18 protein-coding genes are annotated in these 23,304 nt (G+C 65.5%); 13 read left to right on the forward strand and 5 right to left on the reverse strand.

The window, feature by feature from the left end:
* Positions 1–156: 156 nt before the first annotated feature.
* Positions 157–3,075: a CHAT domain-containing tetratricopeptide repeat protein gene (locus ACLIMP_RS01735; protein WP_443478012.1), complete on the forward strand. Its 2,919-nt coding sequence runs from the start codon at positions 157–159 to the stop codon at positions 3,073–3,075.
* A gap of 120 nt (positions 3,076–3,195) precedes the next feature.
* Here the strand turns inward: ACLIMP_RS01735 and nadB are convergent, their stop codons facing one another.
* The 3 genes from nadB to ACLIMP_RS01750 all read right to left on the reverse strand — a co-directional run bounded on the left by nadB (position 3,196) and on the right by ACLIMP_RS01750 (position 6,536).
* On the reverse strand, positions 3,196–4,809 hold the full coding sequence (gene nadB, locus ACLIMP_RS01740; protein WP_324697129.1) for an L-aspartate oxidase: 1,614 nt from the start codon (positions 4,807–4,809) through the stop codon (positions 3,196–3,198).
* A 441-nt stretch (positions 4,810–5,250) separates the two neighbouring features.
* The gene (locus tag ACLIMP_RS01745; RefSeq protein ID WP_185998488.1) at positions 5,251–5,580 is read right to left on the reverse strand and encodes a DMT family transporter; all 330 of its coding nucleotides are present in this window, start codon (positions 5,578–5,580) and stop codon (positions 5,251–5,253) included.
* Between the two features lie 8 nt (positions 5,581–5,588).
* Entirely contained in the window at positions 5,589–6,536 is a 948-nt protein-coding gene (locus ACLIMP_RS01750) for an ABC transporter ATP-binding protein (RefSeq protein WP_054442307.1), read from the reverse strand.
* Positions 6,537–6,691: 155 nt separating this feature from the next.
* On the opposite strand from ACLIMP_RS01750, the gene ACLIMP_RS01755 reads away from it, so the two are divergent.
* Positions 6,692–7,963 carry a cytochrome P450 gene (locus ACLIMP_RS01755; protein ID WP_443478013.1) on the forward strand — a complete coding sequence of 424 codons (1,272 nt, stop codon included), beginning with the start codon at positions 6,692–6,694 and terminating at the stop codon, positions 7,961–7,963.
* A gap of 8 nt (positions 7,964–7,971) precedes the next feature.
* On the opposite strand, the gene ACLIMP_RS01760 is transcribed toward ACLIMP_RS01755, so the two are convergent.
* A complete protein-coding gene (locus tag ACLIMP_RS01760) occupies positions 7,972–8,409 on the reverse strand; it encodes a winged helix-turn-helix transcriptional regulator (RefSeq protein ID WP_185998485.1) in 438 nt (145 codons plus the stop codon).
* A gap of 115 nt (positions 8,410–8,524) precedes the next feature.
* Here ACLIMP_RS01760 and ACLIMP_RS01765 point away from each other — a divergent pair, with 115 nt between their 5' ends.
* The 6 genes from ACLIMP_RS01765 (at position 8,525) to ACLIMP_RS01790 (ending at position 12,490) form a co-directional block, all read left to right on the forward strand.
* Positions 8,525–9,094, forward strand: a complete 570-nt coding sequence (locus ACLIMP_RS01765) for an FMN-dependent NADH-azoreductase (RefSeq protein ID WP_443478014.1) — start codon at positions 8,525–8,527, stop codon at positions 9,092–9,094.
* Positions 9,095–9,187: 93 nt separating this feature from the next.
* Positions 9,188–9,400, forward strand: a complete 213-nt coding sequence (locus ACLIMP_RS01770; RefSeq protein WP_054442253.1) for a zinc-finger domain-containing protein — start codon at positions 9,188–9,190, stop codon at positions 9,398–9,400.
* A gap of 90 nt (positions 9,401–9,490) precedes the next feature.
* Positions 9,491–10,912, forward strand: coding sequence for a metalloprotease TldD (gene tldD / locus ACLIMP_RS01775; protein WP_132468676.1), 1,422 nt, complete (start codon positions 9,491–9,493; stop codon positions 10,910–10,912).
* A gap of 130 nt (positions 10,913–11,042) precedes the next feature.
* On the forward strand, positions 11,043–11,459 hold the full coding sequence (locus ACLIMP_RS01780; protein ID WP_420719850.1) for a hypothetical protein: 417 nt from the start codon (positions 11,043–11,045) through the stop codon (positions 11,457–11,459).
* Positions 11,460–11,553: 94 nt separating this feature from the next.
* On the forward strand, positions 11,554–11,952 hold the full coding sequence (locus ACLIMP_RS01785) for a DoxX family protein (protein WP_324697138.1): 399 nt from the start codon (positions 11,554–11,556) through the stop codon (positions 11,950–11,952).
* Between the two features lie 46 nt (positions 11,953–11,998).
* Positions 11,999–12,490, forward strand: coding sequence for a methylated-DNA--[protein]-cysteine S-methyltransferase (locus ACLIMP_RS01790; protein WP_324697140.1), 492 nt, complete (start codon positions 11,999–12,001; stop codon positions 12,488–12,490).
* A 62-nt stretch (positions 12,491–12,552) separates the two neighbouring features.
* On the opposite strand, the gene guaA is transcribed toward ACLIMP_RS01790, so the two are convergent.
* The gene (gene guaA / locus ACLIMP_RS01795) at positions 12,553–14,136 is read right to left on the reverse strand and encodes a glutamine-hydrolyzing GMP synthase (protein ID WP_054442251.1); all 1,584 of its coding nucleotides are present in this window, start codon (positions 14,134–14,136) and stop codon (positions 12,553–12,555) included.
* Positions 14,137–14,693: 557 nt separating this feature from the next.
* Here guaA and gyrB point away from each other — a divergent pair.
* The 5 genes from gyrB to ACLIMP_RS01820 all read left to right on the forward strand — a co-directional run bounded on the left by gyrB (position 14,694) and on the right by ACLIMP_RS01820 (position 23,252).
* On the forward strand, positions 14,694–17,243 hold the full coding sequence (gyrB, locus tag ACLIMP_RS01800) for a DNA topoisomerase (ATP-hydrolyzing) subunit B (protein ID WP_324697142.1): 2,550 nt from the start codon (positions 14,694–14,696) through the stop codon (positions 17,241–17,243).
* A gap of 133 nt (positions 17,244–17,376) precedes the next feature.
* Positions 17,377–18,894, forward strand: coding sequence for a tetratricopeptide repeat protein (locus tag ACLIMP_RS01805; RefSeq protein ID WP_324697144.1), 1,518 nt, complete (start codon positions 17,377–17,379; stop codon positions 18,892–18,894).
* A 38-nt stretch (positions 18,895–18,932) separates the two neighbouring features.
* The gene (locus ACLIMP_RS01810; protein ID WP_324697146.1) at positions 18,933–20,834 is read left to right on the forward strand and encodes a M1 family metallopeptidase; all 1,902 of its coding nucleotides are present in this window, start codon (positions 18,933–18,935) and stop codon (positions 20,832–20,834) included.
* A gap of 5 nt (positions 20,835–20,839) precedes the next feature.
* Positions 20,840–21,253, forward strand: coding sequence for a metallopeptidase family protein (locus tag ACLIMP_RS01815; RefSeq protein WP_054442248.1), 414 nt, complete (start codon positions 20,840–20,842; stop codon positions 21,251–21,253).
* 226 nt (positions 21,254–21,479) lie between these two features.
* Entirely contained in the window at positions 21,480–23,252 is a 1,773-nt protein-coding gene (locus ACLIMP_RS01820) for a bifunctional metallophosphatase/5'-nucleotidase (RefSeq protein ID WP_443478015.1), read from the forward strand.
* Positions 23,253–23,304: the final 52 nt, after the last annotated feature.

Here is a 23,304-nt window from a genome sequence, read left to right on the forward strand (position 1 = left end):
CGGCAGGCCGCATCGAAGCCGCTCTCGAAAGCTGCGATTCCCGCCGAAGAACAATTACATCCTTGCCGTCAGGCCGCATTCCTGTGCTTGACGAACATCGTACCGGAAATCGGGGGCTGGCCCCGAAGCGATGAATTCTTCCGGTCGGGGGCGACGATGACGATGCGGCTCTGGGCAGGCCTGACAGCATGCCTCCTGGCGGGGACGGCAATGGGCGGGTCAGGCACGGCCATGGCCCGTCCTGCACCTTTGCCGGGCCAGCTCGCCAGCGAGCTTCATGCCCTTGCCGACTATGACACCTCAGGCGACCCGCAAGCCGCGCTGAACCGGATCGACGCGCTGCTCGCAAAGGCGCGCGAAATCCGGGGCCTCGACCCTGTGGACCTGCTTCTTGCCGATGCCACGCGCGGCGAAGCCCTGTTCTGGCTCGGCCGCTACGCGGAAGCGCTCGCCGTCTTCCGCCGGTTCGATGCGGAAATGACCGCTCGCGGCCAACCGATGACACCGCGCCGGGCCGACATCGTCAACAATATCGGTTCCGCGCTCTCCAGCCTCGGAAAGCTCGACGAGGCCCACGGCTACAAACAGCGCGCTCTCGCGATCGCCGAGGAGATCTCCGGGCCGGGCAGCAGCGAATATGCCGCCGCGCTCTACGGGCTCGCGGTGATCGACTATCGACGCGGCCTGCCGCTGGAGGCGATCCCGAAAGTCGAGCAGGCCCTCGCCATCAGCCGCGCCGCTGCGGAGCGCACCGGAACGAACCTCGAAAATCCGGCCATCTACGGCATCACGCTGTCGACCCTTCGCATACAGGCAGGCGATTCCGCCTCCGCCGTCGATGCCGCCCGCGATGCCGCCAGCTGGGCCGAGGCTCGCCTTGGCAAGGGACACCGGATCACGCTGGCATCGCTCAATGCACTGGGGGCCGCGCTCAACGATGCCGGCCTCTACGGACGGGCCACCCCGATCCTGCGCCGCGCGCTGGACTTGCGCATGGCGAACCCTTCGCCTGACCAGCGCGACGTCGGCTATTCGCTCAATGCGCTGGCCTACTCGCTCGACCTCGCCGGTTTTTCCGAAGAAGCGCGTCCTTTCTACGAGCGCTCGGCAGCGATCTTCGAGGCATTGCCACCTTCGGGCCAGTCGATGTCGGGCGCCAACATCTTCGGCCAGATCGCACGCATCGCGCGGGACGACGGAGAAACCGAAACCGCGCTGGCCCTCTATCGCAAGGCACTGGCGCTGGCTCGCCGCAACGCGGCCTCTCCCGACGATCCCGAAGTGCTGTGGGCCGAATTCAGCCTCGCCAAGATGCTCAATCTGACGGGCGATCCAAAAAGCGCGCTGGCGCTGCTCGATCACGTCAACGCGGGCTATGCGAAGCGGGCGCAGGCCGCCAATCTTGATCGCATCTCCGGTCTCGCGCTGCGGGGTCTTATCGATGCGCGTCAGGGCGATCCGGTCGGTGCGCTCGAACGGCTGAAACCCGTCCTGGCTACCTTGCGCGAACATTTGCTGGACCGGGCATCCCCTGCTGCGGGCTCGGTGCGCCTGCGCGATCAGGCTTCGGGGCTCTTCGTGCTCGAAAGCCGCGTGGCGCTTGCCGCAGGGGACATGGAAACCGCGTTCGGCGCCCTCCAGATGGCGGGAATGGGGGACCTCCAGACCGCGTTCGGCGGCGCAGGCCCCTATCGCGGCGGCCATGGCCCCGAAGCCGAAGAGGCCATTCGCGCCTACCGCAACGAAGCCGCCGAACTGCGCGCCCTGCGCCGAGAACGTGACCGGGCGACCGGCGACGGCCAAAGCCTGTCCCCAGATGCTGAGGAAAAGCTCGCCGCATCGGAAACGCGCCTTTTCCGGCTCGATGCCGAGATCGCGCGGCTCGTCCCCGGCCATACCGCGCTGTCCAGCCTGACCCCCGCCGGGCTCATCGCCACCCGCGCACACTTGCGCGGCGATCAGGCGGTTCTCCTTTACGGACAGGATGCCGAAGGTCTGGTCGTGCTTGCGGTCACGCGCGGGGGCATCGCTTCCGCGCTGGTGCCGGTAACACCGCGCCGCCTGCTGGACCTGCAACGCCGCCTGCGCGGATCGATCGAGGAAGGCGTGCTAACGGACGGCCGATCCGCTTTCGACCGGCAGGCTGCCCACGAACTCTACACGCTGCTGTTCCCTACCCCTATCGCGCGCGCCGTGCATGACCGCGAAGAGTTGGCCGTCCTCGCGCAGGGCACCCTGGCCGCGCTGCCGTTCGACCTGCTCGTCACCGCACCGCCCCGTGGATCGGACAGCGATCCACAAGCCCTGCGCGAAACCCCGTGGCTGGTGAGGACTCACGCCGTCGGCACCCTGATAAGCGCTTCCACGCTGTCATCCGGTACATCGCGAAGAGCCGGCCGGCGCGGATTCGTCGGCATCGGCGCTCCGGTGCTGCGAAATCCCGATGCCGATGCCTCTGATGCCGTCGCCACGGTAGTCTCCGCTCTCCCCGGCCTGCCGAGCCTGCCCGGCGCCGGGAATGAGCTTGCCGCGATGGCCGCAACCTTCAGGGGCGAACGCCGGCTGCTCCTCGGCTCCGGCGCCACCGAGGCAGCGGTCAAGGCCGCGCCGCTGGACCGGGCGGGGGTGATCGCCTTCGCCACGCACGGACTGGTGGGCGGCGCCTATCGCAACATGCTCGAACCCGCGCTCGTCCTGACGCCTCCCGCCGATGCGGGCGGGTCCGAAGACGGGTTGCTCACGGCCTCGGAAATCGCGCGGCTCAAGCTCGACGCGGACTGGGTGATCCTTTCCGCCTGCGACACCAGTGCGGGCGACAGCGAGAATGCGCCGACTTATTCCGGCCTGGCACAGGCCTTCATTTCCGCCGGCGCCCGTTCGCTGCTGCTGTCGCACTGGCCGGTGCGGGACGATGTCGCCAGCCGGCTGACACTGGCCACGGTGAAAGGCGCGCGTGGACATACCCGCCGCGCCGAAGCGCTGCGCCGGGCCCAACTCGATGTGCTGGGCGACCGGAGCGTGGCGGGCGCGGCCCATCCGGCGATCTGGGCGCCGTTCGTGCTGGTGGGGAACTAGGTCGTAAACTCATAAACGGCACCTTCGGCCCGAGCTGTTCGCCATTTGGGCGCCTCGATGGTGCCGTTTATGAGTTTACGACCTAGGTGGACGGGGGCGGTGCCACGCCCCCTTGTTCCGTCAGGGCACGAGCACCGTATCGTGCGGTTCCCCTTCCGTCTCCGGATAGTCCAGCGTGAAATGCAGGCCCCTGCTCTCATGCCGATGCAGCGCGGATCGCACGATGAGTTCGGCGGTCTGCAGCAGATTGCGCAGTTCGATCAGGTCCGTGCGCACGCGGAAGTGGCGGTAGTATTCCTCCACCTCGCCGTTGAGCATCTGGATGCGGTGCATGGCGCGTTCGAGGCGCTTGGTCGTGCGCACGATGCCGACGTAGTTCCACATGAAGCGCCGGATTTCCGTCCAGTTCTGCTTGATGACGACTTCCTCGTCGGAATCGGTCACGCGGCTTTCATCCCAGGCGCGAACCGGCGGGGGCGCGTCGAACGTATCCCAGTTGTCGAGGATATGCGCGGCACAGGCCTCCCCGAAGACGAAGCATTCGAGCAGCGAGTTCGAGGCGAGGCGGTTGGCGCCGTGAAGGCCGCTTTCGGTGCATTCCCCGGCCGCATAGAGGCCGGGCAGGTCGGTCTTGCCATCGAGATCGATGAGCACGCCCCCGCAGGTATAGTGCTGCGCCGGGACGACCGGGATCGGCTCCTTCGTCATGTCGATGCCGAGGCCGAGCAGCTTCTCGTAGATGTTCGGGAAATGCTCGCGGATGAACGCTTCGGGTTGGTGGCTGATGTCGAGGTGGACATAGTCGAGGCCATAGCGCTTGATCTGGTCGTCGATGGCGCGGGCCACGACATCGCGCGGGGCCAGTTCGGCGCGCTCGTCGTAATCGGGCATGAAACGGTGCCCGGTGACGGGATGCCTGAGCTGCCCGCCTTCGCCGCGAACAGCCTCGGTGATGAGGAAGTTCTTCACGTCGAGGTTGTAAAGGCAGGTCGGGTGGAACTGCATCATTTCCATGTTGGAAACGCGCGCGCCCGCCCGCCAGGCCATGGCGATGCCGTCTCCGGTGGCGCCGCGCGGCGCCGTGCTGAACTGGTAGACGCGGCCCGCCCCGCCAGTGGCAAGGATCGTCGCGGCGGCGGTGTGCGCCTCGACGCGGCCGGTCTTTTCGTCGAGCGCATAGACGCCCCAGACCCGGCCCGATCCCGAATAGCGCAGTTCATGGCGCCCGGTGATGAGGTCTATGCAGGACTGACCGGGCAGCAGGGTGATGTTGGGATGGCTTTCCGCCGCCTTGAGCAGCGCGCTCTGCACCGCCCAGCCGGTCGCATCGGCGACGTGGACGATGCGGCGGTGGGAATGGCCGCCCTCCCGGGTGAGGTGCAGTTCGCTGCCCTCGGTGTTGAACGGCACCCCCAGTTCGACCAGCCGCTCGATCGCATGAGGTGCGCGCTCGATCACGAACTCCACGGTCTCCAGCCGGTTGAGGCCGGCGCCGGCGATCATGGTGTCGTTGATGTGCTCCTCGAAGGTATCTCCCGCGTCGAGCACCGCCGCGATGCCCCCTTGCGCCCAGGCGGTGGAGCCGCCGGTGAGACTGCCCTTCGCCAGCACGAGAACCTTCAGCCTGTCTGCCAGCGCAAGCGCCGCGGTGAGGCCGGCAGCGCCGGAGCCGACGACGATGACATCATGGGCGCTGGAGCAAGCATTGTCGGAGGGGACATTGGACATGGTCATGACGGCTCCATGCCCAGACTATGACCGGTGCGCAATATTTAGCTTTGCATCCGTATTTGCCCTGCAATCATGTTGCAGTGCAGCGTCGCAAGGGGTAAGGTTGCCGAGCATTCACAACAAGATAATCAGAAAAACGCACGAGGTCTGCCGGGCGGTCGCACGCAGGGAAGCAGTTGGAACTGCTTCGTGATCTGAACTCCAGTACGGAGCGTGCCGCAATGTCAGCCTTTTCCAAGCAACCATTTCAAACGGTGCTTTGCACTTTCAACCGACACGAACCCAACCGGAACACCGTACATTGGGACGGCACGCACTATACCTCGACATGTCTGGGTTGCGGCAAGGATATACGCCGCCAGGCGCACAAGGTATGGAAAGAGGACACGGAAAAAAGCTGATCGGGGCAAGCTGGAGAGGCCCCGGCGGCGAATTGCCGAACCGTCAGTGCCCGGCCGCTCCGGAGAACAGGTTCATCACCATCACGCCCGCCATGATGAGCGCAATTCCGATCAAGGCCGGGACATCGAGCTTTTGACCCTGGAATATCCACGCGATCGCCGTGATCAGGACGATCCCCACGCCTGACCAGATCGCATAGGCCACGCCCGTCGGGATGCTCCGCAGGGCGAGCGACAGGCAGAAGAACGCCACGATGTACCCCGCCGCCATGATCGCGGTGGGTACCAGCTTCGCAAAACCCTCGGACTGTTTCAGGAACGAGGTCGCGATGACTTCCGCAATGATGGCGATGACGAGATAGATGTAGCTCATCGCCCTTTTCAGGCCGCCACGGCACTCGTGAGGCTGACGAACACGTCCTCCAGATCCGCCTCGCGCGTGGTCACGTCAACGATGGCGAAGCCCTGCGCCTGCACGGCCGACAGGATTTCCCCGGCATTGCTGCGGTCCTTGTCGTAAGTGACCTGCAGGACCCGTTCGCCGATCTTTTCCGACTTGAGGAAACCGGGATGGGTGGGCAACGCGGTCACGTCGCGGTCGAAGGTGAGGACGAGGATCTTCTCGCGTGCCATGCCGACCAGTTCGCGAGTCGGCTTGTTGGCGATCAGTTCGCCATGATTGATGATGGCGATACGGTCGCACAGTTCCTCGGCTTCCTCGAGGTAGTGCGTGGTCAGCACGATCGTCGCGCCTTCGCGGTTCAGTTCGCTGACCAGTTCCCAGAGCTGGCGGCGCAGTTCGACGTCGACACCTGCGGTCGGCTCGTCGAGCACGAGCACCGGCGGCTGGTGGACCAGCGCCTTGGCGATCAGCAGACGACGCTTCATGCCGCCCGAAAGGGTGCGGGCGTAAGCATCGCGCTTGTCGGAAAGATGGACCGCCCGCAGCAGCTCTTCCGAACGGCGAAGCGCCTTGGTGATGCCGTAGAGCCCGGCCTGATTCTCCAGCACCTCGAACGGCGTGAAGAACGGGTCGAACACGATTTCCTGCGGCACGATGCCGATCGAACGCTTTGCGTTGCGCTGGTGCCTGTCGATATCGAAGCCCCAGATGTCGATCGTGCCCGAAGTCTTGCGGACGAGGCCCGCCATGATGTTGATGAGCGTCGACTTGCCCGCCCCGTTCGGGCCGAGCAGCCCGAAGATGCCGCCCTCGGGCACGTCGAACGACACGCCCTTGAGCGCCAGCTTGCCCTCGCCGCTGCCGGCGGGCGCATAGCGCTTCTTGAGGTCGCGGATCGAGATGGCGGCAGAGGTCGTGCTGGTCATGGCCCGCATGTGGGGCAGGTTCGCGCGCCAGTAAAGGGCGCGTGTGCGCCGCGCAGCCATTCCCGGCGTTGACGCGCTTCTTCGTTGGATTTACGATCCACAATATATCATAATTGTAGGACAGCACGATCCTGCGGATGATCGGGAGAAGAACCATGGCAACCACCCCCGAGGCCGGCATCGCGGAACGCGACTATTTCACCGACCATGCCGTCTTGCTGGACCCCTACGATTATTTCGAAAGCCTGCGCGCGCGGGGCGCGGTCACGCAGATGCCGGGCAGCGACGTGCTGATCGTGACGGGTTTCGCCGAAGCCGTGGAAGTGCTCCTGAACACCCGCGATTTCTCGTCATGGCTCAACCCCGATCCGCTGGCGCCGCTCCCTTTCGAACCCGAAGGTGACGACATTTCGGCGCAGCTTGCGGCCCATCCCAGCGGGGAGATGGAACTGCTGGTATCCTATGACGGAAACCGGCACGCAGCGGCGCGGTCCTTGCTCAACCCGCTGTTCACGCCTTCGCGGCTACGCGCGAACGGCGAATTCATGCGCGGCTATGCCGAAGACATGGTGCGCGGCCTTGTCGAACGTGGCGGCTGCGAACTGGTGGCCGAAGTGGCGACGCCCTTCGTCACCATGGTCATCGCCGACTTGCTGGGCGTTCCCGCGCAGGACCGCGAGGCCTTCCGCGCGCTCATCGATTCCGCGCCGCCGCCGGGCAACATGGATGCCGCCGACGATGGCCAGAGCATTCATCCCCTGTTGGCGATGGCCGGCTACTTCGCCCGCTACATCGCGGAACGCCGCGCCGTTCCGCAGGACGACGTGATGACGGAAATGGCGCTTGCCCGCTATCCCGATGGATCGACGCCGGACGCGATGGAAGTGGTCAAGTCCGCCATGTTCCTGTTCGCGGCCGGACAGGACACCAGCGCCAAACTGATCGGCAATGCCCTGCGCCGCCTTGCCGAGGACCAGCCACTCCAGCAGCGCCTGCGGGAGGATCGCAGCCTGATCGGCCCGTTCCTGGAAGAAGTCCTGCGCATAGAAGGTTCGACCAAGGCCACCTTCCGCATCGCCTCGCGCCGAACGACGCTGGCGGGCGTGGAGATTCCCGCCGGTCAGCGCCTCGTCATCTCGCTCGCGGCGGCCAATCGCGACCCGCGCCGCTGGGATGAACCCGAGCGGTTCGTGATCGGGCGGCCGCGCATCAAGGAACATGTCGCTTTCGGCCGCGGTGCCCACACTTGCGCCGGCGCGCCGCTGGCCCGCGCCGAAGTCTCGGTCCTGCTCGACCGGCTGCTCGAACAGACCCGCAGCATCACCCTGGACGAAGAGCATCACGGCCCCGCCGAAGCGCGCCGCATCGCCTATGAGCCCAGCTACATCATCCGGGGGCTTGCCGCCCTGCACCTCAAGCTGGAATAGGGCCGCCGTCAGGCGTCGCTGCGCTCATCGAAGACCGAACGGCTGGCCTCGATCGCAGGGCGGTTGGCAAAAGCCCATGAGCCCAGTGCCTGCACCGGCTGCGAAAGCGAACGGCCAAGGTCGCTGAGGGAATATTCGACACGAACCGGCACGCTGGCGTGAACGGTGCGCACCACCAGTCCGTCCCGCTCCAGGGCGCGCAAGGTTCGGGAAAGCATCTGCTGCGAGATCCCGTTGATCGCGCGCTTCAACTCGTTGAAATGCAGGTCGCCCTCCAGCAGGGTCATCACGACCAGCATCGACCACTTGTCGCCCACGCGGCTGAGAATATCGCCGATAACCCGGCATGCACTTGCCGAGTGTACGATGGCCGGTCCGGTTTCGGGCGGGCTTTCCGCAATCTGTTCCGCCGCCTGTTCCGCCGCGTCGAAGGTGGTCATCTCCATGGTACCTGGTCCTGAAAAAATGCGCTCTTGGCGTCCGTCGCAGTGCAACATAGCTATGGCCAGTCACTTTTCCAGACCACCATTTTTCCAGACCACCCCTTAGAGGTTCTCTCCCATGAAGCTTCTCCATCTCGATTCCAGCATTCTTGGCGAAAACTCGGTCAGCCGCGCCGTTTCGGCGGAGATCGTCGCCACCCTGACCAAGGCCGATCCCTCGCTCGAAGTCACTTACCACGACCTCGCCGCCGAGGCCCTGCCGCACCTGACGCTCGACGTGCTCGGCAACCCCGACGGTACTCCCGAACTCGCGGAATTCCTGGCCGCCGACGTCGTCGTGATCGGCGCGGGCATGTACAACTTCACCATTCCCAGCCAGCTCAAGGCCTGGTTCGACCGCGTCCTCGTGGCCGGCAAGACCTTCCAGTACACCGCCGAAGGTCCGCAGGGTCTCGCTGGCGGCAAGAAGGTCTATGTCGCCCTGTCGCGCGGCGGCTACTACAGTGAAGGCCAGCCCGGCGCCGCTGTCGAACATGCCGAAAGCTACCTGCGCGCCGTGCTCGGCTTCGTGGGCATCAGCGATCCGATCTTCGTGCTTGCCGAAGGCATCGCCATCGGTCCGGAAGTCCGCGAAAAGGCCGTTGCCGATGCCTTGGCCGAAGCCGGTGCGCTCGCCGTACCCGCCTGAAGCCTGACGGAAATGGTCCCGGCGCGCCCAACAATGCGCCGGGACCATTTGCCCGCTGGAAATTCCCGTGAAGGCTTGGTAATCGGCCGATCCATGAGCACGCAGCCCGAAACCGTCTTCACCGATTCCCACCGCGTTTCCTGCGACGGGGCCACTGACATCCGCGCCACGGGGAATTACGCCCCCGCCGCCCTCGGCCACCCCCGCGTGTGGCTGGAGATCGACGAGAAAGGCTACGTCGATTGCGGCTACTGTGACCGTCATTTTGTCCTCAAGGGCGGCCCGGCCGACCAGCAGGCAGCCTGAACAGGTAGTCCGGCGGGGGCTTCGGTGCCCCCTCCCTTCCCGTCTCCCTCCCGTATTGCCTCCCGCCCCGTGCGGCCTATATCGGGAGGCATGACCATGACCGACCCGCGCTCGCTCCTCTATCGCCAGCTTTCGCCCGAGGATGCACAGGCACTCGCCGCCGAAACCCTGCGCAATTGCGAGGACGGCGAACTCTACATGCAGTTCATGGCCACCGAAGCCTTCGGCTTCGATGACGGCCGCCTGAAGACGGCGGATTATTCGCGCGATGCCGGTTTCGGCCTGCGCGGCGTAACCGGCGAGATGACCGGCTTCGCGCATGCGAACGAGATTTCCCCCGCCGCCATCCGCCGTGCGGGCGAGACCCTGCAACTGCTGGACCCCGCCACCGGCACGATCCGTCCGGCAGCGCCGCAGAAAAGCAACCGCCACCTCTATACCGACGTCTCGCCGCTCGATCTCGTGCCCTTCGAGGCCAAGGTAAAGCTGCTGGAGACCATCGACGCCGCCGCCCGCGCCCGCGATCCGCGCGTCTCGCAGGTCAGCGCAAGCCTGACCGGGCAGTGGTCGGTAATCGAGATCGTGCGGCCTGACGGCTTCATCGCCACCGACGTGCGCCCGCTGGTACGCCTGAGCGTGTCGATCGTCGCGGAAAGCAACGGCCGCCGCGAAACGGGATCGTTCGGCATGGGCGGCCGCCATCTCTACGATTCGCTGTTCGACCCTGCGAACTGGAACCGGGCTATCGACACCGCGCTCAGCCAGGCGCTCGTCAACCTGGAGAGCGTGGACGCTCCCGCCGGGGAAATGGCCGTGCTGATGGCCCCCGGCTGGCCCGGCGTGATCCTCCACGAAGCCGTCGGCCACGGGCTTGAGGGTGACTTCAACCGCAAGGGAACTTCCGCCTTCTCCGGCCGCATCGGCGAACGCGTGGCAGCTCCCGGCGTCACCATCGTCGACGATGGCTCGATCGCGGACCGGCGCGGCTCGCTCTCCATCGACGACGAAGGCACCCCCACGCAGGAAACCGTGCTGATCGAGGACGGCATCCTCAAAGGCTACATGCAGGATCGCATGAACGCCCGCCTGATGGGCGTGCAATCGACCGGTAACGGCCGCCGCGAGAACTATGCCCACGCGCCCCAGGTCCGCATGACGAACACCTTCATGAAAGCGGGCAACGACGATCCGGCCGAATTGCTCTCCCGCATGAAGAGCGGCATCTTCGTGAAATCGATGGGCGGCGGCCAGGTCGATATCGTCTCGGGCAAGTTCGTGTTCTCGTGCAACGAGGCCTACAAGGTTGAGAACGGCAAGCTCGGCGCGCCGATCAAGGGCGCCACGCTGATCGGTGACGGCCCGTCGGTCCTCACGCGCGTCACCGGCATCGGCAACGATCTCGAACTCGATCGCGGCGTCGGCATCTGCGGCAAGGGCGGACAAAGCGTTCCGGCCGGCGTCGGCCAGCCGACCCTGCTGATCGAGGGCATTACCGTGGGTGGGACTGCCTGATCGATCCAGTCGCTGCCGTTATCTCGCTGCCATTCTGCAAGAGCCCTGCAAGCGGCGAATAATTTCAGCGCAGGTTCAGACGAACCGTGCCATAGTCACGATCTAGGGTTGGGAAAGTGAGGTAAAGACCATGTCACTGAAGCATGTCGTCGGCGCCACGCTGATCGCGGCAAGCCTGCTCGCCGCGCCCACCGTGAACGCCCGCCAGAAATTGACCGGCGAGGAACAGCTTGCAAAGCTGCTCGACGGCCGCGTGGCCGGAGACCCGGTATCCTGCATCCAGCTCAGCCAGTCGCAGGACACTCAGGTGATCGACAAGACCGCGCTCGTCTACCGCGTCGGCAGAACGCTCTACGTCAACCGTCCGACCAATGCTGACCGGCTCGATTCGGACGATATCCTCGTCACGAAGCTCTATTCGAGCCAGCTCTGCCGTCTCGATACCGTGCAGCTTCACAGCCGCAGCACGCCGAGCATGTGGAGCGGATTCGTCGGCCTGCAGGACTTCGTGCCCTATACCAAGCCGAAAGCCGCATCGGCCAAGTAGAACCTGAAGCGTCCCCTGAGGAAGGCGGCCCGGGCATGACCCGCGGCCGCCTTCTGCGTTGCGGACCATGCGGCAAGTGATGCGCGGAAGAGCCTTGCGGCGATACATCCCGCGGTGGCTGCTGGCATTCTTCTACCTGGCCGCAGGCATTCTCCACCTTGTCCTTCCCGCGCCGTTTGTCTCGATCGTTCCGGGATGGGTACCCGCCCCCGCCACAACCGTCTCGCTGACCGGCGTGGCGGAAATCCTCGGCGCGGCGGGATTGCTCCAGCCCTTCTCAAACGGTTTGCGCAAAGCCGCCGGCTGGGGCCTGGCCGCTTACGCCCTCTGCGTCTGGCCCGCCAACGCCCAGCATATGCTTATCGATCTGGCAAACCCCGGCCACGGCCTGGGCCTCGCCTATCATATCCCGCGCCTCGCCTTGCAGCCGGTACTGATCTGGTGGGCTCTGTGGGCGAGCGAGGCGGCGCACTGGCCGCGGCGGCGGCACTGAACTACTGGAGCCGGGAGACCTCGTTCGAACACGGAAAGACCGCCCGATGCCGCTGCTCCGAAACAAGATGCCCTCTCCCGTCGGTGAGCTCACGCTAATTGCCGGAGACCGGGGCCTTGCAGCGATCCTCTGGGAGAACGACGACCCCAGCCGGGTGCGACTTGGCGACATCGCGGATTCGGAAAGCCATCCGATCCTGGACGAAGCCAAGGCACAGCTTGCCGACTACTTCGCCGGGAAGCGACAATCGTTCGACCTCCCCCTCGACTTTCGCGGCACCGATTTCCAGAAGAGCGTCTGGGCCCAGCTTCTCCTGATCCCCTTCGGCGAAACGCGCAGCTACGGCGAGATCGCCGTGGCCCTTGGCCGCCCCAGTGCAAGCCGCGCCGTGGGCGCCGCGAACGGCCGCAACCCCATCTCGATTGTCGCGCCCTGCCACCGGGTAGTCGGCGCGAACGGCACCCTCACCGGGTTCGCGGGCGGGCTGGAAGCAAAAGCCTTCCTGCTCCGCCTCGAAGGCCGCGGCTTCCTGCTCTGAAAGAGAAGGAGCCGGCATCCCTGGGGACCCGGCTCCTTGGAAAACTCAATGCATGCGCGGGATCACTCCCACTCGATCGTGCCCGGCGGCTTCGAGGTGTAGTCGTAGACCACGCGGTTGATGCCCTTGACCTCGTTGATGATGCGGGTCGCGACGCGCGACAGGAAGGCGGCGTCGAACGGGTAGATGTCCGCGGTCATGCCGTCAGTCGAGGTGACGGCGCGCAGGCCGCAGACGCTGTCGTAGGTGCGGCCGTCGCCCATGACACCCACGGTCTTGACCGGCAGCAGCACCGCGAAAGCCTGCCAGATCGCGTCATAGAGACCCGCGTTGCGGATTTCCTCGAGGTAGATCGCATCGGCCTTGCGCAGGATGTCGCAGCGTTCGCGGGTCACTTCGCCAGGGATACGGATCGCCAGGCCCGGTCCGGGGAACGGATGGCGGCCCACGAAGATCTCGGGCAGGCCGAGTTCGCGGCCGAGCACGCGGACCTCGTCCTTGAACAGTTCGCGCAGCGGCTCGACGAGCTGCATGTTCATGCGCTCGGGCAGGCCGCCGACGTTGTGGTGGCTCTTGATCGTCACCGAGGGACCGCCGGTGAACGAGACCGATTCGATCACGTCCGGATAGAGCGTGCCCTGCGCCAGGAACTGGGCGCCGCCGATCTTCTTCGCTTCGTCCTCGAAGACGTCGATGAAGGTCTTGCCGATGAACTTGCGCTTGGCTTCAGGGTCGGTGACGCCTTCAAGACCCTTGAGGAACAGGGTCGAGGCATCGACGTGTACCAGCGGGATGTTGTAGTGGCCGCGGAACAGGCTGACGACCTGCTCGGCCTCGCCCATGCGCAGCACGCCGCCGTCAACGAAGACGCAAGTGAGCTGGTCGCCGATCGCCTCGTGGATCAGCAGCGCCGCAACCGCCGAATCGACGCCGCCCGACAGGCCGCAGATCACGCGACCTTCGCCGACCTGCGCGCGGATTTCCTCGATCTTGGTCTTGCGGAACTCGGCCATGGTCCAGTCGCCGGCAAGGCCGCAGACGTGACGGACGAAGTTCTTGAGCAGCTTGCCGCCGTCGGGCGTGTGCACGACTTCGGGGTGGAACTGCATCGCGTAGATGCGCTTCTCGTCGTTGGCGATCACCGCGAAGGGCGCGCCGGCGCTCGATGCCACCGGGCGGAAGCCGGGAGCGAGGCTGGTCACCTTGTCGCCGTGGCTCATCCAGACCTGATGGCTTTCCCCCTTGGCCCAGAGCCCGTCGAACAGCGCGCAATCGTCACCGATCTCGATGAAGGCGCGGCCGAACTCACCCGAATCTCCCGACAGCACTTCGCCGCCAAGCTGATGCATCAGCGACTGCTGGCCGTAGCAGATGCCCAGCATCGGCAGGCCGCTATCGAGGATTTCGTCAGGAATGCGGGGACCGTTCGCGTCCAGCACCGACGCTGGCGATCCGGAAAGGATCACGCCGGCAGGGTTCATGCGGGCGAAGGCTTCCTTCGCGGCGTTGAACGGGGCGATTTCGGAATAGACGCCGGCTTCCCGCACGCGGCGAGCGATGAGCTGCGTGACCTGACTGCCGAAATCGACGATCAGGATGGAATCGGACGTCTGGGTAGGGCTCTGGCCAGGAGTCGAAGTAGTCATGGGCGGCCACTATAGCGGGATAGTGCGAGTGTCCAGTACGCGCAGGCCCTGCACCTGCCATTTTGCGCGCTTCCCGGAACCGGCAATGCAGTTGCATAAATAGCAAACAAGATTGTTGCTTTTGACGTTGCAGAAATTCCAATCAAGCCTATCTCGCACTTGCAGCATGAGCGACGAGAAGAGCCATGCATGCGATAAAAAGAAAACAAGAATGTTTGCAGGAGCATTTCAATGACCATCGTCGAAAAGACGTTCGGTTTTGCCGCAGCGCTGGGTGTGAGCGCTCTGGCATTTGCCGTCACCCTCATCTGAGGGTCGGCATTTCCGACTAGACAGAAGGGCGGCCCTCGTGGCCGCCTTTTTTGCGTCCGGCACAACCGCGATCCCGGATTCCCCGTCAGCCGGGCATGCGCCGCGCGCAACCGGGCGCTCCTCGGCAACAGGTTGGCGACACCGCACGGAGGACGTTTTCCGGGAGAGTTCAATCCTTGTGGAAAAGCCCGCCCCCGAACCCGGTTTTGCTTGGGTTTATAGCCGCCAAACCCTATATGCTCGGCATGGCAAGCACCGAAGACAGCACGCCCGGCACCGGGCCCGACAACGGCAAGAACCAGAACAGCTACGGCGCTGACTCGATCAAGGTCCTCAAGGGGCTGGATGCGGTACGCAAGCGGCCGGGCATGTACATCGGCGATACCGACGATGGTTCGGGCCTGCATCACATGGTCTTCGAAGTCTCGGACAACGCCATCGACGAGGCACTGGCAGGTCACTGCGACCTCGTGCTGATCGAACTCAACGCCGACGGCTCCGTCTCGGTGGAAGACAACGGACGCGGCATCCCCACCGGCATCCATGCCGAGGAAGGCGTCTCCGCCGCCGAGGTCATCATGACCCAGCTCCACGCGGGCGGAAAGTTCGAGAACACCTCGGACGACAATGCCTACAAGGTTTCCGGCGGCCTCCACGGCGTGGGCGTCTCGGTGGTCAATGCCCTGTCCGAATGGCTGGAACTCACGATCTGGCGCGAGGGCAAGGAACACTGGATGAAGTTCGCCCACGGCGATGCCGTGAACCCGCTGGAAGTGCGGGGCACCGCACCGAAGGTTGCGGACAATGCGGACGACAACGGCTTCAAGAAGGGCACCCGCGTGACCTTCCTCGCCTCGACCGACACGTTCAAGAACGTCACCGAATTCGATTTCGACAAGCTCGAGCACCGCTACCGCGAACTCGCGTTCCTCAATTCCGGCGTGCGCATCAAGCTGCGCGACAACCGCCATGAGCAACCGCTGGAGCATGACCTCTACTACGAAGGCGGCATCGGCGCCTTCGTGAAATACCTCGACCGCAACAAGCAGGCGCTCATGCCCGAACCGATCGCGATCGGCGCGGACAAGGACGGCATCGGCATGGAAGTCGCGCTCGAGTGGAACGATTCCTACTACGAGAACGTGCTGTGCTTCACGAACAACATTCCGCAGCGTGACGGCGGCACCCACCTGGCCGCGTTCCGCGCGGCGCTGACCCGCACGCTCAACGGCTATGCCGAGCGTTCGGGCCTGCTCAAGAAGGAAAAGGTCTCGCTCTCGGGCGACGACATGCGCGAAGGCCTGACCGCGATCGTCTCGGTCAAGCTGCCCGATCCCAAGTTCTCCTCGCAGACCAAGGACAAGCTGGTCTCCTCGGAAGTGCGCCAGCCGCTCGAATCGCTGATGGCCGACAAGATGAGCGAATGGCTGGAGGAAAACCCCGGCCACGCCAAGACCATCATCCAGAAGGTGATCGACGCCGCCGCCGCGCGCGAAGCTGCCAAGCGCGCCCGCGAACTGACGCGCCGCAAGGGTGCGATGGACATCGCCTCGCTGCCCGGCAAGCTGGCGGACTGCCAGGAGCGCGATCCCAGCAAGTGCGAACTGTTCCTGGTCGAGGGTGACTCGGCAGGTGGCAGCGCCAAGCAGGGCCGCGACCGCAAGACCCAGGCGATCCTGCCGCTCAAGGGCAAGATCCTCAACGTGGAGCGCGCGCGGTTCGACCGCATCATCTCCTCGAAGGAGGTCGGCACGCTGATCCAGGCCATGGGCACGGGCATCCGCGACGACTTCAACCTTGAGAAGCTGCGCTACCACAAGATCGTCATCATGACCGACGCAGACGTCGACGGTGCGCATATCCGCACCCTGCTGCTGACGTTCTTCCATCGCCAGATGCCGGACATCATCCGTTCCGGGCACCTCTTCATCGCCCAGCCGCCACTCTACAAGGTCGCCAAGGGACGCTCGGAAGTCTACCTCAAGGACAATCCCGCGCTCGATCGCTACCTTGTCGAGGCGGGCCTTGCCGGCCGCGTGCTGGAAACCGAAGGCGGCGCGCGCATGGGCGCGGACCTCGAGGCGCTGGTCGAACATGCGATCCGCATGCGCAACCTCATGGCTTTCGTTCCCCGACGCTTCGATCCCGTCATCATCGAAGCCCTGGCGATCGCCGGCGCATTCGCACCTGATCTCTCGCCGGCGGACCGCACCAACGCGCTCAACCGCTCGACCCAGTGGCTCGACCTCGGCGATCCCGAGGCGAAGTGGACCGCCCGCCTCACCGAGGACGGCAATCTCGAGATCGAGCGCCTCTGGCGCGGCGTCACCGATCACCACAAGATCGAAGCAGGCTTCCTTGCCAGCGCCGAAGCCCGCAAGCTCGCCAAGCTCGCGGTGGAGAACGCCGAAGTCTATTCCGCCACCGCCCGCCTCGTTCGCGCCAGTGCGGCAGCGGTCGAAGCCGAAACCACCGATGGCGAGGAGGAAACCCCCACCGCCCGTCCGGTGGCTGGCGGCGATATCATCAGCCGCCCTTCGCAGCTTCTCGAAGCCGTGCTCGCCGCGGGCCGCAAGGGCCTCTCGATCCAGCGCTACAAGGGCCTGGGCGAAATGAACGCGGAGCAGCTCTGGGAAACCACGCTGGACCCGGAAAACCGCGCCCTGCTCCAGGTCAAGGTCGAGGATGCAGACGTCACCGACGAGATCTTCACCCGCCTGATGGGTGACGTGGTGGAACCGCGCCGCGACTTCATTCAGGAAAATGCGCTGAACGTCGCCAACCTCGACGTGTGACGGTAAAGGGCAGGGAAGCCGCGCGCTTCCCTGCCTGCCGGCACCGTCCGAAATGACCGCGATTTTAACGCTTTGCCCGGCTGACAAGCCAACTCCGCTCCCCTAGCATGGCCGCTCGGCAATGGGGGACGACATGACGAAATTCGGACGCGGTGCATCCGCGCGCGCGGCACTGCTGGCAGGTCTGGCACTGGCCCTGGCTCCGCAGGCAGCCTTGGCCCGCAAGGATATCGGCCAGACGGCAGCTACCGCGCTCACGCAGGCGCAGCGCTACATGGAAGCGGAAAACTGCGAGGGTGCCTTGGGCCAGGTCTCGCCCATCGTCGCCAGCAAGGATTTCCCGGCGCTGGAAGAACCGGTCCGCTTTCCCTTCCTGCTGATCTCGACCCTGTGCGAAGCGCGGACGAACCGGATCGAACCCGCGCTCGTCCATGCCCGCGCCGCCACGGCCATCACCGGTGCGCCCGAGATCGCATGGACGCTGCGCTTCGGCATCGAACTCGACGGCGGCAAGCCGGAGGACGCCGTCGCCACGCTGGAAGCCATGCAGCAGCGCCTTCCGGAAGGGATCGACGGTGTCGACACCGAATGGCTCTTCGCGCTTAGCCGGAAGTTCCAGGAGGACAAGGACAACCCGGCCTATCGCCGCCTCCTCGCGCTGCTCACCGCGCCCGAATTCGCGCGGGGCAAGGAAGACATGGCGTTCGACTGGATGCGCCGGTCCTATGCGCGCCTGCTCCTCTCCTCCGGCGATCGACCGGCCGCGGCTGCTCAGATAGCGGCGATCCGGTCCGCCGATGCCCTGCGCGAGATAACCCTGGACCCCGCGCTTCGGGACATGCTGCCCGCCAGCTTCGACTTGCGCGCCGCCTATGAACGGCAGATCGCAGCGCTGGAAAGCCGCAGCGTCACCCGCCCCGGCCTGCTCGAACTGCCCATCGCCATCGCCGCATCCCGGCGCACGCTCGGCCAGGCCGAAAAGGCGCTTGCCACGCTGGAGGCCGCACGGCCGGAAGGGGTGCTTTCCAAGCAGTTTTCGGATCACGACAAGCAGCTCAACTGGTGGTGGGACGGCATGGCCCGCACTTACGAACAGCTCGGCCGCTACGACGAGGCGGCTGCGGCCTATCGCAAGGCCATCGAGGGCGGCGAACGAGGCGCCGGCAACTTCAGCCAGACCATCAACCTGGCCTATCTCCATTCACGCTTCGGGCACGACGACGCTGCCCTTGCCACGCTGGCCACCGTCGAAGGCAAGACGGACAGCATGGCCAGCCCCTACGGCGTGATGGAACTGCGCCTGGCGCGGGGCTGCGCGGCGCAGGCGCTGGGCAAGACCGACCTGGCACAGGCCGACCTCGCCTATGCCGAAGCCCACGCGGCCGACCATCCCGAGGCGGTTACCGACCTGCAGATCTGCACTGGCCGGATCGACGCGGCAGCCGCATCGATGATCGCCCGGCTGGACGACCCGGATCGCCGGATCAACGCGCTGACCCAGCTCAGCGACTACGATCCGCTCCCGGCGAACCTGCCGCCCTCACCCTTCGCGGCGGGCCTCGAAACCCTCAAGCACCGCCCCGACGTGCAGGCCGCGATCGCGCGGGCCGGAGGAACGCGAAAGTTCAACATCTTCCCCGCGACGCTGTAGCTTGCACGCCGGCATGGGCGCGGCCATAAGTCGCGCCCATGCGTATTCTCCTTGCTGCCGCGCTGCTTGCCGGAACCGCCGCCCCTGCCGCCTCCCCTGCCGCCTCCCCTGCCATCGCCCAGACAGCGCCTGCCCCGATCCTGACGACGCCCGACGCGAAAGACGTCTGGACTCACGCCCAGCCTCAGGTTGCCCGCGTCACCCATGTCGCCCTCGATCTCGACGTCGATTTCGGCACGAAGACTCTCGCGGGGAGCGCCGTGCTTGACGTGCTGGCCGCCCCCGATGCGGCACAGATCGTGCTCGACGCCGACGATATCGACATTGCCGCGATAACCGACCCTGCCGGCAAGCCGCTGAAATGGACGCTTGGCCCGAAGGACAAGGACATCGGTTCGGCGCTCACCGTCGAACTGGCCGGTGCCAGGCAGATCCGGATAACCTACCGGTCGAAGCCCGGCGCCACCGCGCTGCAATGGCTGCCGCCGGAGATGACCTTCGGAAAGAAGAAGCCCTTCCTGTTCAGCCAGGGCCAGGCAATCCTCAACCGTTCCTGGGTGCCGACGCAGGACAGCCCCGGCATCCGCCAGACCTGGGAAGCCACCCTGCGCGTGCCGGGCGACATGGTTGCGGTGATGAGCGCGGAAAAGCTTTCGGGCGACAAGGGAGAGGCGCTGCCCGACGGCCGCCGCCAATTCCGCTTCCGCATGGACAAGCCGGTGCCGCCCTACCTGATCGCCTTTGCGGTGGGCGATCTCAAGTTCAAGTCGCTCGGCCCGCGTTCCGGCGTTTGGACCGAGGCGCCGATGCTGGACAAGGCGGCGAAGGAATTCGTCGACGTCGAAAAGATGATCGACGCCGCCAGCAAGCTCTACGGTCCCTATCGCTGGGGCCGGTACGACATGCTCGTGCTGCCGCCTGCCTTCCCTTACGGCGGCATGGAAAACCCGATGCTGACCTTCCTGACGCCAACCATCGTCACGGGGGACCGCTCAAACACCGATGTCGTCGCGCATGAACTGGCGCATTCGTGGTCGGGCAACCTCGTCACCAATGCCACCTGGTCGGATTCGTGGCTGAACGAGGGCTTCACCACCTACTTCGAGAACCGCATCATGGAGTCGCTCTACGGCAAGGAGCAGGCCGCGACGTATGCCGATCTCGACTGGGACGTGATGAGCCGCGAAATCGCCGATGCCGGCGGCCAGACCGGCGCCGCCACGCGCCTGAACGGTGAACCGGGCGCGGGCGAGGTGGACTATACCAAGGGGTCCAACTTCCTGCGCATGATCGAATACACCGTGGGCCGCGAGAAGTGGGACGCCTATCTCACTTCCTACTTCGACCGCCACGCTTTCCAGCCGCAGACCACCGCCGGATTCCTGTCGGACCTGCGCGAACGCCTGCTGAAGGGGCAGCCCGACCTCGAACTGAAACTCCAGCTCGACCGCTGGTCCTACGGCGCGGGCCTGCCCGGCAATGCCGTTCGCGTCCACAGCGCCACACTGGCGAAAATCGATACAAAGCTGGCGGCCTTCAATGCGGGCGGCCCCGCCAGCGCGGTGCAGCCCAAGGGCTGGACCACGCAGGAATGGCTGCGCTTCCTCAACGGCATCGACCGCCGGCAGACGCCCGCGCGCCTGAAGGAACTGGACGAGACGCTCGGACTCTCGGCCTCGGGCAATGCCTATGTCCAGTCGGCCTGGTTCGAACTGGCCATCACCAACCGCTACGATCCGGCAGTACCTTATCTGCGCGGCTATCTTTCGCGGATCGGGCGCGGGCTGCTGGTCTATCCGCTCTACAAGGGGCTGATGAAGCAGGGCGACTGGGGCCAGCCCAAGGCGCGGGACTTCTTCGCCGAAGCCAGGCCGACCTATCACCCCTCGACCGCTGCGGGTATCGGGCGCATCGTCGCGCCGGATGCCGTGCAGGAGTAGCCATCATGACGTCAGGCCTGTCCACTCGCTTCGGCAATGCCCCCGGGCCCGACGTGTTCGAGGCTCTCGCCCATGCCGCCTTCGCGCGCATTCCCGAACCGTTCGCGCAGCACCTCGACGGGGTGACCGTCCACGTCGAGGAGTTCGCGGACGAGGACACCCTGCGCGCCGTCGGGCTGGAAGATGCATGGGAACTGACCGGCCTCTACCACGGCCGCCCGCTGGACGAGGAATCCGTCTGGGTCGCGGGAGAGTTCCGCCCGCGCATCACCCTCTACCGCCAGCCGCTACTGGCGGAATGGTGCGAGACCGGGGTGACGCTGGAAGACCTCGTGACGCATGTGGTGGTCCACGAAGTTGGCCACCACTTCGGCCTTTCCGACGACGATATGCATGGCCTGGAGGACGACGCGGACTGAACGTTCCGCTTTCCTACAGTTGCCGCCGCGCAATATCCTGACCGGCATGGCTCACGCAGACCCCCTCCTTCCACTTCGGCCGGACCCGGCGGCGGGTCTGCGGCAAGGGAGCCGCTTTTTCGTCCCCTGGACTGTGTAAACCGTGTCAAGCAGTGGGTCTGGCGAGGTGCAAAATGGCGCGAAAAATCGTTGCCGCGCCGCGCAATGATCCGATAGGAGCAGGGGCATGACTCTCTCCCTCCCCCGTCATCTCCCGCTCCTTTCCGCCTCGCTCATGGCCGCGCTGCTTGCCGGTTGCGCAACGACGCCCGTATCCGGCCCCACCCAGCAACAAGCCGCGGCCCCGATCGAGGTCGGCGTGATCGCCATCAACGATTTCCACGGCGCGCTGGAACCGCCGAACCAATCGGTCGATGCGCCGGACGGACAGGGCAACGAAGTTTCGGTGCCGGCGGGCGGCGGAGCCTGGCTCGCATCTGCGGTGGATTCGCTGAAGGCAAGGCATGCCAACAACGTCGTCGTGGCGGCGGGCGATCTGACCAGCGCCTCACAGCTCGCCTCCTCGCTCTATCTCGACGAGCCTGCGGTGGGCGTGATGAACCGCGTCGGCGTGGAATTCAACGCGGTGGGCAATCACGAATTCGACCGGGGCTGGAAGGAACTGCGGCGCCTCCAGAACGGCGGCTGCGAGAAGAACACGCGGGTCCAGCCCTGCCAGCTCGAAGCCTTCAAGGGCGCCAGCTACAAGTACCTCGCCGCCAGCACGACCCTGGCTGACGGTTCACCGCTGTTCCCCGCCACCGGCATCAAGACCTTCGGCGAGGGCAAGGACAGGATCACCGTCGGCTTCGTGGGCCTTTCGCTCAAGACGGTGCCCACGCTCGTCGCGCCCGACCGGGTGGAAGGGCTGAAGTTCGCGGACGAGGCGGAGACGATCAACCGCGCCGCCGGGGCGCTGAAGGCGCAGGGCGCGGATGCCGTGGTCGTGCTGATCCATCAGGGCGGACGCACCACCGGTACGCCCGATCCCAACGGCTGCAACCAGATGACCGGCGAGATCGAACCCATCCTCGATCACCTGAATCCCGGCGTCGATCTCGTGGTTTCGGGGCATACCCACTGGGCCTATGTCTGCGACTACACCGCCAACATCCGGGCCGGGCCGATCCTGCTGACCAGCGCGGGCGTCTACGGCAAGCTGGTGACGGACATCACGCTGAAGTTCGACCCGGTGACGCACAAGTTGATCGACAAGCAGGCGCACAACCTGATCGTGCAGTCCGCCGCCTACAAGTCCGCCAAGGGCGAGGTTGCCAACAGCGCGGCCTTCCCGCAGTTCCAACCCCGAGCCGACGTCGCGGCGTTCATCCAGCGCTACAAGGATGCCTCGCTGCACCTCGTCGCCCGGCCGGTGGGTCATCTGTCCGGCCCGCTTGGCAAGGAAGAAGGAAACGGCACCGCGCAAGGCGGCTCTCTCGGCAACCTGATCGCCGATTCGCAGCTCGCCGCGACCCTCAAGGCCGGCGCGCAGATCGCCTTCACCAACCCCTTCGGCATCCGCACCTCGCTGATCCCGGCGGCAGACGGCACCGTGACCTTCGGCCAGATCTATGCGGTGGAGCCGTTCAACAACGAACTCGTCACCATGTCGCTGACCGGCGCGGCCATCCGCGCGACGCTTGAACAGGGGCTCGACGATACCGGCGACAAGCAGATGCTTACGCCCAGCGCCGGCATGCGGATCGCCTTCGACATGCGCCGCCCCTCAGGCTCGCGGATCACGGCAATCACGCTGAACGGCAAGCCGCTCGATCCGGCGAAGAGCTACCGGGTAAGCGTGGTCAACTTCCTGGCCGAAGGCGGCGACGGCTTCAGCGGCTTCATCGGCGGTATGGACCGCACGCGGGGCGGCATCGATATCGAGGCGATGGAAGACTGGCTCTCGGCAGTGCCGATGCGAAAGGTGCCGGAAGAAGACCGGACTTCCGAGACGAAGTGATCGCAAAAAAGGCCCCGAAGCAGACGCTTCGGGGCCTTTTTTCATGGCGCCG

Source organism: Novosphingobium aeonii (assembly GCF_052279045.1).
GTDB lineage: Bacteria > Pseudomonadota > Alphaproteobacteria > Sphingomonadales > Sphingomonadaceae > Novosphingobium.